This is a genomic window from Sphingomonas sp. 10B4 (assembly GCF_035019905.1).
GTDB classification, from domain to species: Bacteria; Pseudomonadota; Alphaproteobacteria; order Sphingomonadales; family Sphingomonadaceae; genus Sphingomonas; species Sphingomonas glacialis.
This window is the reverse complement of record NZ_JASJVC010000072.1, coordinates 1-17222: the sequence shown is the minus strand read 5'-3', so window position 1 is coordinate 17222 and position 17222 is coordinate 1. Positions and strand designations below refer to the sequence as shown.

The window sequence follows — 17222 nt, the reverse complement described above, 5'->3', positions numbered from 1 at the left end:
GAAAACTTGTTCGTCGTCTTGCTCATGGTAGCTCCTTCTCACAAGTAGAAGCCTCCGAGAAACCCGGGACGGTTCACAGGTCAGACGCACGCCGAATAGATGACCGTCGCCGGATGGATACACTCTTGGTGTTGAGGCGCACGGCGATCTGGGTCTCTGGGAAAAGAAGGATGGCCGCGCTGCGGCGGTCCTTCTTCCAGAGCCGACCGCGCTGCAGGACGCACGATTGCTTCAAACCGTCGGTGACCACCGTGTGAAATCCGGTGGGGCCGGCGCCGGGATCAGCTGGATCGAACGAGACGAAGACGATGTTCCAGTTCTTGCTCATTCCGAAGCGTGCGAGCGCGTCCTGCTCGCCCTCGGTAGGATACCCGACTATATCCTGTCGATGATCGACGGCAAACCTTACAAGGCGCTGCGCCGCCACCTCTCCAGCAACGGTCTTACGCCTGACCAGTATCGTGCCCGCTACGGTCTCAAGCCCGACTATCCGATGGTCGCGCCAGCCTACTCCGAAGCGCGCCGCGAGATGGCCAAGAAGATCGGGCTCGGGCGCAAGCCGGGGCAGCGCAAAGCTACCGCACCAGACCCCGCCCCGGCTCCAGCACCGGCCAAGCGCGCGCGTCGCTCGAAGGCTGCTGCGCCCGAGGCCTGACCAGAGCGCGGGCTAGTCTCGCTGATTGGTGAAAGCGGACCGGCCGCATTTAGGAAAGATGGGTGGAAACCTGCCCGGCCGCTTTCGGGTACGCGATGGCGTAAGTAGACGTTCATTCACCTGACGCGTGCCGACGGCTAAGCCTCCCAATCCCAGTTTGTAGCTGGGGCAATCGCCGCGCCTCGAAGCCGCCGATCGTTCAAGCTGAGTCGCGATGTTGCATCAGACGCTTCCGGGATTGTCACCGGCACGCTACATCCATCGCGGCAGGTTCGTTGCAATGGGGGGAGGCTTTCGAGGGTGTGGATTGAATCGATCAGAATTGAAGGGGGATCGCTAGACGGTTTCCGGCAAAACCTAAGCCCTGGCCTGAACGTTCTGATCGGCGGTCGCGGCACCGGCAAGAGCTCCGTAATCGAGTTGATCCGTTTTTGCCTGGGCGCACCTTCTTCCTCGGACGCGATGGGCAAAGACGCGCGTGAGCATGCTCTGGGGGTGCTGGGCGACGGGAAGGTCGTCATCACCCTCACGAACGGAAGCGATCGAATTGAGGTCTCCCGCATCGCTACCGACAGCGAAGACAACTGCCCTTTGGAAATCTCCCCGCCCTTCGTATTCTCGCAAAAGGAAGTTGAGCAGATCGGCGCCCGATCCCAGTCGCGAATGCGGTTGGTCGACGGCTTTGTTGTCGGGCGTGGTGCGGCCGCGGCCAAGCGCGGCCCCCTGCACGCGCGGATCAAGTCCGCTTCGACTGAAATCCGAAGCCTGCTGGTCGAGGTCGCGGACATCGCTGAAAAGCTGTTGGCGTTGCCCAAACTGCAGGAGCGCCTTGCCGACCTTAAACGACAAGGGGCCGCGCAACGGGCCCGCAGCACCGAGCTGGATGGCCTGCGCAAACAGCTTGATGAACTGACGCCCTTGATGAGCGGTGCCAGTGTTCGCGCCGGATCGATCGGCCGGTCGGCCGACGACCTGAGCGAATGGACGGACGATCTCGACCTCGTTGCGGGCCGCCAGCCGTCCATTGAATCGTGGCCGGCACAAGCGATGGCAACCGATCAGCTTCAGCCGCATCGCAAGCGCCTGGAAACGGCGCATGAACGTCTGGCGGCCATCATCGCAGAGTATCGTTCGGTCATTGACGATCTGGAGGTGCTTCGCCGGAAGTCGAGCGACGAGAAGTCGGAGCTTGAGGCCAGGGGCCGCGAAGTTCGTCAGAAAATCGAGGAGCAGCAGAAGGGCGCGAGCGTTCTCGACCGCCAGATTGCCGACCTTAGCCAGGAAATCGCCGCGCTCAGCGCGCTGGCCGATCTGCGGACCCAGAGGTTGAGCCGGATCGATAGGCTGCATGCGCAGCGCCAGACTGCGCTCGATGAGATGCACGCGCACAACGCCGCGCTGACGGCAGGTCGCGAGCAGACCGCCACCCGCCTGACTGCGGGGCTAGCGCCGTCGATCCGCGTGACGGTGAAGCCGCTCGCCGACTACCGCACCTACGTGAGCGTATTGAATGGCGCGCTCCGCGGCAGCGGCCTGCGGTATAGGGAGCTTGCCGATCGCATCGCCGAGACGTTTAGCCCGCAAGAAGTTGCGGTCCTTGCCGAACGGGGTGAGGTGTCGGTCATCAGCAAAGCGCTTGAGATCAACGAGGAGCGTGCTCTGCGGCTTGCCGAAGGGCTGCGCGGCGATGCCGGCGCTGAGCTTCTGGTCACCGAGGTTGGCGACGAGGTCCTCATCGAGCTGCTCGACGGCACGAGCTTCAAGAGCACTGATTTTCTCTCGATGGGCCAGCGATGTACGGCTGTCCTGCCGATCATCCTGCAGCACAATGAGCGCATTATCGTCCTCGACCAGCCCGAGGATCATCTCGACAACGCCTTCGTGGTCGGCACGTTGGTTAAGGCCATCCGCGCCCGCGGCGGCTCGGCGCAGACGATCATCGCCACGCACAATCCGAACATCCCGGTTCTCGGCAACGCCGACTTTGTCGCACACCTCGAATCCGATGGCGATCGCTGCTTCGTCCAGGTGGCAGGAGCTCTCGACGACGTCGCCGTAGTGAACTCCATCACAAACATCATGGAAGGCGGCCGAGAGGCGTTCCAGCGACGAGCCGCGTTCTACGCCGAGCGCGGCAGTGAGTAATGAGCTGGCGCGCAGGCTGGGGTCTGCGGATCCACGCGAGCGGCTCGATGCAGCGCGCCATCTCGCGGAGCATGCTAACGCCAAGCAGATCGGACTGATCGAAGGCGCCCTTGCCGTAGAGACAGTGGCTTGGGTGACCAGCGCGTTGAAGCGAGCGCTCCAGAGGGCCCGGCCGACTGACAGCGCTGCGGCCAGCCCTGAGCGTGTCGAACTGTCTGCGGACCAGACCGCTCAGATTTACTCGGATGCGTTGGAGACAACGGCTAAGCAGATCATTCACGAGATAGAGCCGATCCTGGGCGCGCTTCGTCTTTCGGCCGAAACTGAGATGACAAACTTTGAAGGGTCCGACACGAAGCGCGGTCTCGAACGTATGGAGGCCCTTGTCGCCGGGCTCGCACGCCTTCGTCAGGCCGCCAGCGCGCCGCAGCTGGAAGATTTCGCGCTCGACCAATGCATCTTTGCTTGGATCGCCGAGGAGGTGGGCCAGAAACCGGTCGGCGTTTTGCGCGCTGGGCCGCAGGAGACGGTGGTCGAAGGCGATAAGGGCCTAGTGTGTCTGGCCTTCGTCAATGGGCTTCGCAACGCCATCGACGCGACCCTTGCCTTGTCGGTCGAGGATGATCGCTACCCTGAGATCACGGTCAACTGGGGCGCGACTGACATCGACGTCTGGGTCGCGATCGTCGATGCCGGCATTGGATTCAGAGGCAGCCTGTCGCGTGCGTTCGAGATCGGCTCGACCACCAAGGCCGGCCATCTTGGAATGGGGCTCGCAACCGCCCAGCAGGCCATGACGTCGCTCGGAGGAAGCGTTCGGCTCATTCCAGGAGAGCGTGGGGTGAGATTCGAGATGCGCTGGCCGAAGGCGGCGGCCTGATGCGGATACTGCTTGTCGAGGACAAGATCGACTTCGCTGAGGTGATCGAGAAGGCGATCCGAGCAATCGACGGCTGTGAACTGAGTTGGAGGCGGAGCAAGGCTGGCGCACTGGCAGCGCTCGGCGATGGGCATTTCGACGTTGTCATTCTCGACCGCCGCATTCCGACAGAGGACGACTTCCTTGACGACCATCAGGATCATGGCTGGGCCGTCTTTCAGGCTATTGTGGAACAGCAACCCGGCACTTCGGTCTGGTTTCTGACGGGAACGGTCGACGCCGATTTTCCGACAGAAGTTCTCAACGCGCATGGCAAGCGTGGAGACATCCATTCTTGCGGCCGGGAAGACGCGCTCTACCAGGTGTTCTGGAAGGACAAGATGACGGACTGCCTCGCGGCCGTCCGGGGCTTTCGCGGCGAGGTCCAACAGACCGATGGCGTCCATCTCGCGCAGGTCGGCACACCGGCCAATCTGCGGGCCGAAGAGGTCCGCCTTCTCAAACTGTTTGGCCGCCGGCACCTAGGAGCACGCGTAGAGGTTCGTGTCTTACAAGGGGGCTTGTCCGGTGCACGGGTCTTTCGCGTCTCTGTGCTGAACGCCGCGGGCGCAGTCACGATCATGTCCGTAGCCAGGATTGGAGGCTTCGACGACATCGCAGCCGAGCGGGAAAAATATCGAACGGAGATCGTGAAGCTCGCCAACGGCGCCTTCCCGCCAGTGACCGCCGAGTTCAGTCATGGCGCGGCCGGCTTCGCGGGTATCTTCTACCAAGTCGTTGGCACCGAGGTCCGATCGTTGTTCGACGAGTTGACGGCCAAGCCGGGAGCCGCTGCGACCGCCGCTGATCGTCTCAGGCAAGACCAAGCGACCTGGCACGGCGCGCGCAAGGTCGAGCGGGTCCGCGTGTCGACCGTCCGGCGAGCCCTGATCGGTGACGTGGCGCTACAGATGCACACCCATCATCTCGGCGGGATTGATCTGGCGGCCGTCGAGGATCTCGAAGTCGATGTCGCGCGCTGTGTTCAGCACTGCGATCTGCATTGTGGCAACGTCCTTTTCGACGACAGCGGGCGGCCGATGTTCATCGATTACCCCGACACCGGAGGGGCGTTCGCGTCACTCGATCCGATCGCGCTGGAGCTCAGTACCATCTTCCATAAGGACGCGCCGGATCGGGCGGGTTGGCCGAGTGAGGCGCAGGCAAAGCAGTGGACAGACCTCGATGACTATTGCGCTGGCGCGGTCTACGAGCCCTTCATTAGATCATGCCGGTCGTGGGCGGAGAGCGTCGCCGCCTCGCCGCAGGAGGTTATTGCCGTCGCCTACAGCTACGCCCTGCGCCAGATCAAATACAACGACACGGACAAAGCGCTTGTGCGGGCGATTGTGAGCGCATGCATTGTTGGCCTAGTGGGCGGTAGTGGATAGTCGCCAGGAATGGCCGGGATTGGATCGTCGCTGCTGCGGCGGGTTTCGACCACAGTCGGTCGTACAGGGTGGCGGTGGCGAATGTCCGGTTCCGAGAAGACCTGCCGTCGCCGGCGCCAGAACCGGACGATCGGCAACGCGCCCTAAAATCGGCCGTTGAGGTGCGATTTCGAGGCTCCCAAAACCTGCCGTCCTGTCGCATGTGCTATCACGACCATTTTTCTTGGAGGATTTGCGACGTTCAACTTTGGCTGCGGGCATCGAGCGCCGCAATCAACGGCGCGGTCGGACAGGCGTGGGCCGGCGATCGGCAAAATCGGTGGCTGGTAGGGGCGGGCCTAACGCGCGTACTCGCCGGTATTCTCCTTTGCTCTGTGCTGCCCGACGAAATCGCCCGAGCGCTTCCTGACAATTGGCACGTGCCAGAGAAAATAGCCGCCCCGGGTGCTTTGCCTCGACCTCCGGAATGCAGGTGAGCGGCTCATTGCGGTTTCAAAACGCACAAACCCTGCACAACTGAACGACAAACTAAAAACGAAGCCAGCCTCCTGAATCACGAGCCGACCATTCGTCTTTCCCCGCCGCTCTGTTACGTTTCGGTGATCGGAACGCGCACCGGGCCCAAGAGCGCGAAGAGGAGGAACACTGCTACAAGAGCAAACAGGGCTCCGACCAGGAATGTCGCATTGGCTCCGAAACCGACCCACACCAGTCCGGCGATGGCGCTGGCCAGCAGCAACGCAACGCCTGTCGCCAGATTGAAGAGACCATAGGCCGAGCCGCGCAGATCAGCCGGCGCGTGGTCTGCGACAAGTTTTGCCAGCAGCCCCTGGGTCAGCGCCATATGCCCGCCCCACAGCGCGATCCCGACAAATGCCCCGGCGACGCCCGGCAGGAGTGCCAGTGCAAGATCGGCCAGGATCAGGCAGATCATCCCCGCGGCGAGCAGCGTCCGCGCAGGAACGCGGTCCGACAATTTGCCGGCCGGATAGGCCCCGACCGCATAAACGACGTTCATCACGACCAGGACCAACGGGGCGAGCGCGAGCGGCAAACCTTCCGCACTTGCCTTCAGGATCAGGAACGCCTCGCTGAACCGTGCCAGCGTGAAGACGACCCCGATGCCGGTCGTTTCCCAAAACGGGCGCGTCAGCCGCTTGAGGTCGGCGAAGCGGATCGGCGGCCGGACTTCGGTGTCGGCCCCAGCGGCCTGGGCATCTTCGACACCGATCACGACCAGCAGCACGGCGATCGCGGCCGGAATGATCGCGAACCAGAACACCAATCTGATGTCGTTCGCGAACAGGAACATGAGACCGATGGCGAGCAGCGGTCCGGTGAACGCGCCCACGGTATCCAGCGACTGGCGCAGCCCGAACGCCTTACCGCGGATCTCCGGCGGCGTGACGTCGGCGACCAGCGCGTCGCGTGGGGCGCCGCGCAGGCCCTTGCCGATCCGGTCGGCGAAGCGCGCGCCGAGTACCACCGGCGCGCTTCCCGCCAGCGCGAACAGCGGCTTGGTCAGGGCCGCCAGCCCATAGCCGATCAGGATTAGGGGGCGGCGCTTGCCGATCCGGTCCGAAATATAGCCCGAGAACACCTTGGTGATCGACCCGGTCGCTTCTGCAACGCCGTCGATCGCACCCACGACCGCTACACTCACGCCAAGCGTCGTCGTGAGGAACAGCGGCAGCAGCGCGTGGATGATCTCCGACGACAGGTCCATGAACAGGCTGACGAACCCGAGCACCCAGACGGCGCGCGGCACGGCGTCCAGGCTCGGCTTCATGCTGCTGCTCCTTCACGGTCACGATCGAATCGCCCGAACGCGAGCGCCAGCGTGGGCAGCACCAGCAGGTTGAGCACCATCGATGTCATCAGGCCGCCCAGGATGACGACCGCCATCGGGCCTTCGACCTCGCGCCCCGGGTCGCCCATGCCGACCGCGAGGGGAAGCAGGCCGAGTGCCGTGACGAGCGAGGTCATGACAATCGGCACGAGCCGATCGCTCGCACCCTCGATCGCCGTGGTGGCGTTCCAGTCGCGGCCATCGATCACGACCAGATGCTCGAAGTGCGAGATCATCATGATCGAGTTGCGCAGCGTAATGCCGGCGAGCGTCACGAACCCGATAAGCGCGCCCAGGGACAATTGTCCCCCGGTGAACAACACCGCCATCACCCCGCCGACCATCGCGAAGGGCAGGTTGGCGAGGACCAGCAGAAGGTTGCGCCAGTTTCGCGTGACGACAGACAGAAGCAGCACGATCCCGACCGCTGCGATCAGTGTGTTGAGCAGTAGGTCGCTGCGCGCATCGGACTGCGCCTGGGCGGTGCCGGCGAAGGTCACATAGGTTCCAGCGGGTAGCGCCACCTTCGCGGCGATGCGTTCCCTGGCGGTCGCGACAAAGGCGGCGATGGCACTGTCCGCGACATTGGCAGTAACCGTCTGCACGCGACGCCCGCCTTCGTGCCGGACCTGATAGCGTCCCGACGAGGGGACGATGTCGGCCAGTTGCCGCAAGGGTACGAACGTGCCGCCCGGCGTCCTGATCGGCAGCGCGCCGATGCTCGACGGATCGTCGCGACTGGCGTGGTCGATCAGCGCAATCACGTTGAAGGCGCGGTCGCCCTCATAGGTCTGGCCGACGATCTCGCCCTGATAGGCAGTGCGGACCGCGTCGAGCAGTTCGACCGGGTTCAGCCCCCAGCGCTGGAGGTCGGCCGGGCGCAGCTTGATCCCGAGCTGGGGAAGTCCGGGAGGGGCTAGCAGCTGAACATCGCCCGCGCCCGGAATCCCTTTCAGGATATCGGCGATCTGCGCGCCCTTGGTATCGAGCGTGTCGAGGTCATCGCCGTAAACATTGACCGCGACCGGGGCGGTCGTGCCCGACAGCGTTTCCTCGACGCGTTCGGTAAGAAAGGTCTTGAGCGACATGTTGGCGCCGGCAAAGCCGCTGAGCGCCTGATTGATCCTGCCTTGGGCTGCCTCGCTTGCCTCGCCGCCGAGCGGCACGAGGTCGATGTCGAACTCGCTGTAATGCGGACCCCAGATGTCGTCGGATTTCTGTGCGCGCCCGACGCGCTGGGACACCGAGCGCACCTCGGGAATCCGCCGGAGCGCCTTGGTCACGCGCGCGCCGAGCTCGAGCGACTGGTCGAGCGAAGTCCCTGGCGCCGCTGACATATGAAGGATGAAATGTCCCTCCTTCAGTTCCGGGATGAAGCTGGTCGAGAAGAACGGCAGCGCCGCACAGCCGACCAGAATGAGGACCGCGGCGCCAATAATGACCGGCTTCGTGCGCCCGATCATCGGCGCGAGCAGCACTTCGTAGCGCCTGCGGCTGAACCGCGCCACCGGCGGGTCGTCCGTTTCGTGATGCTGGCCCGACAGCCACATCATGCCGAGTGCGGGCGTGACGGTAAGCGCGACCAGCAGCGACGCGAGTACGGCGAGGATATAGGCGATGCCGAGCGGCGCGAAGAGCCGGCCCGCGAGTCCCGACAGGGCGATCACCGGCAGGAAGACGAGGATGACGGCAAGCGTCGCGTAGACGACCGCGCTGCGTACCTCGAACACCGCATCGATCACCACCTCCGCCCTTGGGCGGGGTGCATCCAGCGACCGGTTCTCGCGCAGCCGCCGGACGATGTTCTCGACGCCGATGACGGCGTCATCGACAACTTCGCCGATGGCGATGGCGAGGCCGCCCAGCGTCATCGTGTTGAGCGTGATTCCGAACCGGCCGAGCAGCAGGGTCGCGGTCAGCAGCGACAGCGGGATGGCGGTGCAGGCGATCGCGGCGGTGCGCAGGTTGAACAGGAACAGGAACAGAACCACGACGACGAGGATGCCGCCGAGCACCAGCGAGTGCTGGATGTTCGAAAGCGCGGTGCCGATGAAGTTGGCGGGTCGGAACAGATTCTCGTGCAGCACGATGCCCTGCGCCGCCAGTGCCGGTTTCAGGTCGGCGAGTGCCGCGTCGACCGCGCGCGTCACGGTCAGCGTATCAGCGCCATATTGCTGGCTGATATTGATGATGACACCGGGCTTACCCATGATGCCTGCGGCGCCGATCGGCGGCTCGGCTGCTTCGACCACATCGGCGACGTCGCCGAGCGTGACGCGTCCGGTTGGTGACGTGGCGACGACCGTGCGCGCGAGATCGTGCGGGTCCAGCACCTGGCCTTCGCTCTGCAGCACGATCCGCTGATTCTTCGTGTCGATCACGCCCGCGCCGCGAAGGCCCGTCGCGTTGCGGGCGGCCGCAAGCACATCGTTGGTCGCGACCCCGTAGCGTAACAGCCGGTCAGGATGGAGCTGGATCTGGATCGACCGTGTCTCGCCGCCGAACACGGTCGCGTCGGCGACGCCGGGCACCGCCAACAGGCTGCGGCGGATGGTCCATTCGGCGGTGGTGTGCAGCGCCATCAGCGACTGCCGTTCGGAGGTCAGGCCGAACACCAGGATCGTGCTCGTCGATGTCGTCAGTGGGGTCAGCGTGGGTGCGGCAACGCCCTGCGGGAGCGCCTGCGCCGCCGATGCCAGCCGTTCGGAGGCGAGCTGTCGATCGAGATAGATTTCGCTTCCGGGAGCAAATACGAGGGTGATCGCCGACAGGCCCTGGATCGAGCTGGAACGCACCGCCTGGATGCCGGGCAAGCCCGTGACGACAGCCTCGATCGGTCTGGTGACGAGCAGTTCGACCTGCTCGGGCGACAGGCCCGGCGCCTCGGTCTGGATGCCGACCTGGGGCGGCGCGAACTCCGGATAGACGCCGTACTCGGCATGCTGCAGGCTCAGCACGCCATAGACGACGAGCAGGCAGGCGAGTGCTACGACGATGCCGCGAAAGCGCACCGCAAAGGCGATCAGCGCGCCCTGCGGTCCCCGGTTATGCTGCATACTCAATCCCCGTCGCTCTCGACCGGGGCCTGGCTGCGCAGTTCTTCGGACAGGAGCAGTTGCGCGCCCTTTGTCGCAACCGGCGTGCCGGGCGCCAGGCCATGGACGACATAATTGCCCGCCGCGTCGCGCTGCTTGGTGGCAACGGCGACGCGCAGGAAGGCGCCATCGGGGCGACGGCGGTAGATCCAGCTCTTGCCCTGCCAGTTCACGATCGCGGCGGCCGGGACGATCGTACCCGGGCTATTGGTCCCGGTGGCGAGCTGCGCCGTGACGCTCATCCCCGGCACGAACCCGCTCGATCCGGGAACGGTGTAATAGGCGCCCCGTCCCGGCACGCGCGGATCGGTGCGCGCTGCCGCGCCGATCAGGTGGGCCAGGGTGCGGACACCGCCATCCCCTTCGACGACGAGGGTTGGCGGCGCGGCCCCGGCCTCGGGAGGGAGCGCCACCTGAAGCAACAGGATGCGCCGGGCAACGATTGCCGCGACGAGCGACGAACCTGGCAGGAGCGCCGGACCGAACTCCTGGCGTGCGCTGGCGAGCGCGGTCACGGCCTGCGCCTGCGCCGCATTGGTTCCCGCCTCGTCCGCCGCATATGCGGCCTGAGCGGCCTGAAGCTGCGCGAGCGAGGCATTCTGCGCGTCCGCATAGAGCAGGCGGGTGCGGGCAAGGCTCGCCCTTGACGCACCGGCGCGCGCCCGCGCCGCCGCCACCTGCGCCGCGCCGACCGCCCAGGTGTTGACGAGGTCGGTCAGCCGGGTCGTATCGACGACCGTCGCAAAGACCGGCACCGTCGCCCTGCCATCACTCGCTGCCAGCGGGGTCGTCGTTATCCCGCTACGGGCCAAGGTCGCGGCGTCGATACTGAGGATCGTCTGGCCGTCATCGGTGAAGACCCGCTGCGGCGTCGCGACCGGGCGCTCGCGGGCGGCTTCGGCATTGGCCTCCACACGCGCCTCTCCGACCGCCCAGATCGCAGCGGCGATCAACGCGACGCCGATCACGACCGCGAGGACCAGGCGCAGCCTTGGAGTGATCGTCATGGCACTGTCCTGTCGGTGGCGGATGTCGGCAGCGCCGGCGTGAAGATGGGAACGTGCAGGGCATCCTCCAACTGGCCGAGCGCTGTGCGTTGCGCGGTCAGCGCCTGTAGCCGCGCATCCTGCCCCGCCGCATATTCGATCTCACCCGTCAGCAGCGTGACGTGTTCAATCGCGCCTGCGCGAAAGACCCGGGCGTTACGCGCCTTGCGATCGGCCTGCTGCCCGGCGAGCGCATTCGCCGCGTCGAGGCTGTCGCTGGCGGTTCGGTAGGCGGCCATGGCGCGATCGATGTCGCCGATGATCTGCGCCTGCAGCGCCGTGAGAGTGGCGGCCGCTTCCCGCCGCCGGGCCTCGGCCTCGCCGATCGGCCCGCCATTGGCGTTGAAGATCGGCAGGTCGGCCTGGATGCTCAGCGCGAACTTGTTGTCGCCCTGATCATATTGATAACCCGGGCCGATCGCGATGTTGGGAAAGCGGTTGGCGAGCTGCAGCTTCAAGGCCGCCTCGGCAGCCGCATAGCGGGCAAGGCTCGCCTGGACGTCGCCGCGCGTCGTCAGCGCCGTTCGGCGAAGCCCCGGCAGATTCGTTGGCGCGGCGGTGTCGCTGATCGCCGCATAGTCCAGCCGGATGCCGTCGAGCGCGCGAACCGGAATGCCGATCGCCGTCGCCAGCGAGACGCGCGCGTCGGCGATGTCCCGCGCTGCATCGGCGGCAGCGAGAACCGCCGCGTCGCGGGTCGCGCGCTCGCGGCCCAGATCGAGCGCCGACGCCTCGCCGACCGCGACGCGCCGCTCGACGAAACCTGTCAACTCGACCTGAAGGTCACGACGCTGCGCGACGAGCGTAGCGCGGCGCTCGGCGCCCCAGAGCACCAGCATGGCCGCGCGCACCCGGCCGCGGACCTGCCAGCTTGCACTGTCGACATCGAACCGCGCCGCCTCGGCCAGCGCCTTGGCTTCGCCGGTCCGCGCCTCGCGCTTGCCGAACAGCTCGAGCAGCAGGTTGATCGCGGTGCCGATCGTCCATGCGGACGGGTTGGCGTTGGTCGCATTGAATTGTGGGGTGAGGTTGAAGGATGGATTGGGGCGCTGCGCCGCCGTCCTGATTGCCGCCCGGGCGACGGCGAGCCGCGCATCCGCGACCTCGAGATCGGGATGGAAATAGACCGCGGCGAGCGCGAGATGCTCCAGATCCCACGCGCTGTTCGGTACCACGGGATCCCCGGCCGCCGCCAGAAACGCAGCCAGCCTGGGGTCGTTCAGCGAGCGCATATCGAGGCCAGCCACGTTTGCTTCCGGCGATATCGGTCTCGAGGGTACGGAAGCGCAACCGGCCAGCAAGAGAGCAAGGAGGAGGGCCGCGTTGGCTCTTTCCCTCGCCTGGCCTGTCCCCAACTGCATGCGCACCGTCCCCATCATATTCTGCGCCCTATTGGCCCGGAAGCTGACGCGGGGCTGACGGCACCTCAGAAATCTGCATCGACGGAACCTGCAACGTGCCGTCAGCCCGGCGTCAGGTTTGTGGTATAGCGAGCCATGAGAACCGGAGCCTTCCCATGAGAGTGCTGCTCGTCGAGGACAATCGGGCGATGCGCGACACGATCGCTGAGCATCTCCGGGCATGCGGTTTTGCGGTGGACGCGGTCCAGTGCGGCGATGACGCTATCGGCGCCGTGTCTCTCGCCACTTACGACGCGATCATCCTCGATCTCGGCTTGCCGGATATGGACGGCCTCGAGGTCCTGCGGCACCTCCGGCGCGCCCGCGGTGCCGATACGCCAGCACTTATCCTGACCGCGCGGGACGCGATCGCGGACCGGGTCGGTGGCCTCGATGCGGGCGCCGACGACTATATCCTGAAACCGTTCGATCTTACCGAACTCGAGGCGCGACTGCGCGCCGTTCTGCGCCGCCCCGGCGTGCGGCGCGATGCGATCTACAGCTATGGCGACCTGACCTTCGACCCGGCCTCGCGCTCTGCCATGGTGGTGAATGCCAACCTCGATCTGACCCGCCGCGAGGCATCGGTTCTGGAAGAACTGATCCGCGCGGCCGGCCGCATCGTCGTCAAGGATACCCTTGAGGAGCGCCTGTACGGCTTCGACGAAGAGGTCAGCGGCAACGCGCTTGAAGCATCCGTCTCGCGATTGCGCCGGAAGCTCCAGGCGGCAAAATCCGGCATCGGGATCGAGGCCGCGCGTGGCATCGGCTATCGACTACAATCCGGTGTCACATCTTGAAGTGGTCGCTCGAAAGCTTGCGCGGGCGGCTCATTGCCGGGATGCTCTTCATGTTCCTGCTGGGGCTCGGTGGAGCCTTTGCTTTGGGTCCGCTCGAACGCCAGGCACAAGCGATACGCGGCACCGACTATTTTCTCTTCCAGGACCCGTATCAGGACATTCTGATCCTGTTGCCGTTCAGCTTCGGCGCGATCCTCTTGATCTGGTTCGTGAGCGGCTGGAGTCTACGTCACCTCGCCTCTGCATCGCGCGAAGCAGCGATCGTGGGACCCGGCAACCCGGTGGCGCGCATCACCACCGAAAGGCTTCCGGAGGAGGTTCGCCCGCTGGTGAACGCCATCAACGGTGCCCTCGACCGGTTGACCGAAGCCTATCATGCCGAGCAACGCTTCGTCGCCGATGCGGCCCATGAGCTGCGGACACCGCTGGCCGTGCTGGGCCTGCATCTTCAGCGCGCAAAGCTCGGCGGCACGCTGCATTGGGCGACGATCGATGACGATCTCGCGCAACTGAACCGGCTCGTCGGCCAATTGCTCGATCTCGCCCGTAAGGAGCACGCGCGGCAGGCCGACGCTGTGGTGGATGAGCCCGTTGTCAACCTTTCCCGCAACGCGCGCGAGGCCGCGGCAGCGGTCTTTCCGCTCGCGGAACGGGAAGGCCGGGAGCTGGATATCGAGCTTCCCGATTCGCTGGAGGTTCGCGGCCGGCCCGATGATCTTCGCGACATGGTGCGTAACCTGCTTGAGAACGCGATCATCCATGGTCGGGGGCGAATTCGCCTCGTCGGAGAGGTTCGCTCAGCTTTGGGCAGTGGCCGGCAAGCCCTGATAACCGTGAGTGACGAGGGTCCGGGCGTTGCGCCGGCGCTCGGCGAAGCGGTATTCGACCGCTTCCGCAAGGGCAGTCCCGATAGCGTGGGCCACGGGCTCGGTCTCGCGATCGTGAGGGAGGTTGTTCTGGGCCATGAAGGTAGCGTTGAATTTCTTGTCGGTCCAACGTGCCGGGCAAGGATCATGTTGCCAATGGCAGATGCGCCATCGAGCCGATCCTGAGTGAACGCGACCAAGCGAACGGGAATATTGGTTTGATGATCCGGACAGCGTTGAGCTTGGCGCATCGCCGCGCTGCGCTTCGTTTTTGTGCATGGTATGCGGCGCAAAGAAGGATGTTTCAGGTCATCGTTTGAGATCTCAACGGCTGCATGACCTAGGCCTGCCGAAGCGCGCGGGCTGAAATATCAGTGAGATGGTCGATCGGACGACTGGCTCCTTACGCTCGGAATAGCGATCGACGAGTTGCGCCGCATGCCCTGCCGTCGCCTGCTCATTTCCGGAACGTCCGGTGTTTGGGTGGAAGCCGCCGTTCGCTGCCCAACACGGAAATGACCGCAAAGTCCCACTTTTTGCCATCCAATTAGCGTATCGGGGGCTGCTTGACGTTGCGTTCTAGCGAGTTCAACGGATGTCTGAAGTTGGGAATCGCGAAAGCTGCGCCGAATGGCGCCTTCTGGGTCGTAGCGACCGGCCCTTTGATCGCGTTGATATCCACGAGGCGCAGTCTCTGGCCGAAAACCAGCGCCTGTAATCCGCCATTTCCTTGCTGATTTTGGTAGACTCAGCGCGAGCAAATCGTCGCTGCTCGTCCTGATGTTAAAGCATCTGGCTCAGCGTACGCATAACGACCATCGCCGACGGGTCGGCCATGTCACCTAGGCGGCCTGTTGCAAAGCTGGCGATAGAACTGGTCCGTATACCCACTGCCTCCATTTGTCTGATGGCGGCATTCTCGGTGCGGGTGGACAGACCGCCGCAGACATCAAGAAGCACGTCGACGTCGTAGCCTGCGCGCTTAGCGTCCATGGCGGTATGGAGGACGGCAGCCTCGGTAACGACGCCGCCGATGACCAGATGCTCGCATGGTTCTCCAATCGATCCAAAGGCACTGATCATCCGCCGAGGACGGAGGCCGATCGCTGGATCGGCCCGATTGAGCTCGACGATCAAAGGTGCAGGGACAGGTCCCGTCGGTATCACCGATGCAACGCACGCCAGGCCAAAGGCCCGCGCGATCGACAATAATGCGGCAGCGTTACGACGGATGTCCGATGACGCCAGGGTCCGGCTGGCTTCCAACAACCCCTCCTGGAGATCGATGAACATGACCACCGATTTGGCATTTGCATCGGTCGCGGTCATCGGGCCATGCCGGCAGCAGGGAAATAGCCTTCATCCGCAAGTTCAAACCGATCTGTCGTTCGAGTATATTGCGACCCCGCCATCCGGCCGATTGCCGCCAGTTTACTGAAATCGATGCGATGCCTGGCATCGATCACGGTATCATTGACTGCGAGATGCACGACCTCGGCAACTATCAACCGCGATGAACCGACGGCGATGACGGAGAGCGTCTTACACTCCAGCGCTGCGAGAGCCCCCGCGACGCGCGGCGCGTTCACCAGACGGGCAGGTGCCATGTCTAGTCCTGCCAGTTCGAATTCGGAAGCCGAGGTTGGCATCGGTCGCGCAGTTCGGGCCATCGCCTCGGCCTGATGCTCGGATACCAGATTGACGACAAACTCACCGCGACCACCCTGATCGACAGGCATCAGGTTTTGCCCGGTATCTTTCGGCGTCCCGTCCGGCTTTCGCCCCGTAACGGATATGGAGATCGCCATCGGTGCGTGACCGACAATGGAGAAATAGGAGAAAGGCGCCAGGTTCGCGACCCCATCTGCCAAAAGGCTCGACACCCAGGCGATGGGCCGCGGGACGACCAATCCGGTCAGCAGCTTATAGCGTGATTGAACCGGAAGTTCTTTGGGGCTGGCTTCCATGCTATCGATCGCTCCAGTGGCCTATCTCAACTAGTATAGTGTGGACTATGAAAGTGACAAGCGGTATCAATCTTCCGGAGGGAGCCTGGATCGTGTTGGGCTTCTTGCTCGACGGCGCGGAGCCGAGATCGGGATACGACCTTCAAGCGCAGGCGGCGCGCAGCGTGGCGCATTTCTGGCCGTTGACTAAGGCCCATGTCTATACAGCGTTGCCCCGTCTAGAGGCAGGTGGGTACGTCATCTCCACGCACGTCGAACAGACTGGCGTCCCCGACAAGCGCGTCTATGCGCCGACCAAAGAGGGAGAGGCGGCTTTCCGGACATGGTTGACCGATACCGATCTCGGCATGGCAAAGCTGCGCCACCCGACCCTGGTCAAAACTTTCTTCGGAAACAACTTGTCGCATGACGACTTCTCGGCATTGCTTGACCGACATGAAGCGCGGTGTCTGGGGGGGATCGAGCGATACACGGCATTGATACAATCAGCGGAGGCCTCCCCGGCCGCCCAAGAGGCTCGCTTTCGATTGCTAGCGATCCGCCACGGGACTCTGAGCCTCGAAGCAGATTTGAAGTGGATCGCGGAGGCAAGAAAAGCCGTTGGTGGCTCGTTCAGCTTATCGGACTGATTGGGCCGGCAACGATCTGTGTTTTACTGCGGTAGGCCGACCGTTAGCTCGCCGTCACTCGGTTCACAAAAGCAGCTGGCCTAAATTTCGTAAGTGCGGACCTTCAGCGAAGTCTGAATGAACGGCGAGTTTCAGGAACGCCGACCTGCGCGTCGAATGGCCGCAATTGGGTCACTGCCACATAGGGTCTGCGCCGCACTTCATGAGCGCTCTGTATCGGTCAAATCCGAACAGGCGTTGCCGAATGCCCGCCGCTGCTACACTGGTGAGACATGATCGATCTGAACACCGCCTCTGCCCAGGAACTGGACGCTGTTTCGCAACTCAAGGGTCACGGTTTCGAGATCGTTCGGTATCGCGAAGAGCGCGGGCGCTTTGGCGCCCTAAGAGTCTGATTCATAATTATTCGGGGTGATATCATAGTCTTGCGATGCGGCGTGCAAAGAGCTGGATCGAGGCG

At 64.2% G+C, this 17222-nt stretch carries 13 protein-coding genes and 2 pseudogenes; 8 read left to right on the top strand and 7 right to left on the bottom strand.

All coding sequences use genetic code 11. The features are described 5' to 3' along the window. Positions 1–73: 73 nt before the first annotated feature. Positions 74–328: a hypothetical protein gene (locus tag QN347_RS15975; RefSeq protein WP_322164211.1), complete on the bottom strand. Its 255-nt coding sequence runs from the start codon at positions 326–328 to the stop codon at positions 74–76. 42 nt (positions 329–370) lie between these two features. Here QN347_RS15975 and QN347_RS15970 point away from each other — a divergent pair. The 4 genes and pseudogenes from QN347_RS15970 to QN347_RS15955 all read left to right on the top strand — a co-directional run. Further along, positions 371–655 (top strand): annotated as a pseudogene (locus QN347_RS15970) (MucR family transcriptional regulator); the annotation flags it as partial. A 300-nt stretch (positions 656–955) separates the two neighbouring features. Beyond that, positions 956–2800 (top strand): AAA family ATPase, encoded by a 1845-nt coding sequence (locus QN347_RS15965; protein ID WP_322162193.1) that lies wholly within the window; start codon positions 956–958, stop codon positions 2798–2800. Further along, positions 2793–3680, top strand: coding sequence for a sensor histidine kinase (locus tag QN347_RS15960; RefSeq protein ID WP_322162195.1), 888 nt, complete (start codon positions 2793–2795; stop codon positions 3678–3680). Before QN347_RS15965 ends, QN347_RS15960 begins: the two co-directional genes overlap by 8 nt. Next, positions 3680–5110 carry a response regulator gene (locus QN347_RS15955; RefSeq protein ID WP_322162196.1) on the top strand — a complete coding sequence of 477 codons (1431 nt, stop codon included), beginning with the start codon at positions 3680–3682 and terminating at the stop codon, positions 5108–5110. Before QN347_RS15960 ends, QN347_RS15955 begins: the two co-directional genes overlap by 1 nt. Positions 5111–5699: 589 nt before the next feature. Here the strand turns inward: QN347_RS15955 and QN347_RS15950 are convergent. Genes QN347_RS15950 through QN347_RS15935 form a run of 4 tightly spaced genes read right to left on the bottom strand, consistent with a single transcriptional unit; the run spans position 5700 to position 12479 of the window. Then, positions 5700–6899 (bottom strand): MFS transporter, encoded by a 1200-nt coding sequence (locus tag QN347_RS15950; RefSeq protein ID WP_322162197.1) that lies wholly within the window; start codon positions 6897–6899, stop codon positions 5700–5702. Then, positions 6896–10015, bottom strand: a complete 3120-nt coding sequence (locus tag QN347_RS15945; protein ID WP_322162199.1) for an efflux RND transporter permease subunit — start codon at positions 10013–10015, stop codon at positions 6896–6898. Before QN347_RS15945 ends, QN347_RS15950 begins: the two co-directional genes overlap by 4 nt. A 2-nt stretch (positions 10016–10017) precedes the next feature. After that, the gene (locus QN347_RS15940) at positions 10018–11061 is read right to left on the bottom strand and encodes a hypothetical protein (protein ID WP_322162200.1); all 1044 of its coding nucleotides are present in this window, start codon (positions 11059–11061) and stop codon (positions 10018–10020) included. Next, positions 11058–12479, bottom strand: a complete 1422-nt coding sequence (locus QN347_RS15935; RefSeq protein WP_322162201.1) for a TolC family protein — start codon at positions 12477–12479, stop codon at positions 11058–11060. The genes QN347_RS15940 and QN347_RS15935 overlap by 4 nt, the downstream gene beginning before the upstream one ends. 137 nt (positions 12480–12616) lie before the next feature. Between QN347_RS15935 and QN347_RS15930 the strand changes: the two genes are divergently transcribed. After that, positions 12617–13300, top strand: a complete 684-nt coding sequence (locus QN347_RS15930; RefSeq protein WP_322162203.1) for a response regulator transcription factor — start codon at positions 12617–12619, stop codon at positions 13298–13300. Continuing rightward, positions 13297–14352, top strand: a complete 1056-nt coding sequence (locus QN347_RS15925; RefSeq protein ID WP_322162205.1) for a HAMP domain-containing sensor histidine kinase — start codon at positions 13297–13299, stop codon at positions 14350–14352. The genes QN347_RS15930 and QN347_RS15925 overlap by 4 nt, the downstream gene beginning before the upstream one ends. Before the next feature lie 597 nt (positions 14353–14949). Here QN347_RS15925 and QN347_RS15920 read toward each other — a convergent pair. Together QN347_RS15920 and QN347_RS15915 are read right to left on the bottom strand one after the other, a co-directional pair. Then, complete coding sequence (locus tag QN347_RS15920) at positions 14950–15495, bottom strand: isochorismatase family protein (RefSeq protein WP_322162207.1); 546 nt, start codon at positions 15493–15495, stop codon at positions 14950–14952. Further along, complete coding sequence (locus QN347_RS15915) at positions 15492–16133, bottom strand: flavin reductase family protein (protein ID WP_322162208.1); 642 nt, start codon at positions 16131–16133, stop codon at positions 15492–15494. The genes QN347_RS15920 and QN347_RS15915 overlap by 4 nt, the downstream gene beginning before the upstream one ends. A gap of 47 nt (positions 16134–16180) precedes the next feature. Here QN347_RS15915 and QN347_RS15910 point away from each other — a divergent pair, with 47 nt between their 5' ends. Together QN347_RS15910 and QN347_RS15905 are read left to right on the top strand one after the other, a co-directional pair. After that, on the top strand, positions 16181–16762 hold the full coding sequence (locus QN347_RS15910) for a PadR family transcriptional regulator (protein WP_322162210.1): 582 nt from the start codon (positions 16181–16183) through the stop codon (positions 16760–16762). Between the two features lie 272 nt (positions 16763–17034). Further along, positions 17035–17151 (top strand): annotated as a pseudogene (locus tag QN347_RS15905) (helix-hairpin-helix domain-containing protein); the annotation flags it as partial. Between the last annotated feature and the right edge of the window lie 71 nt (positions 17152–17222).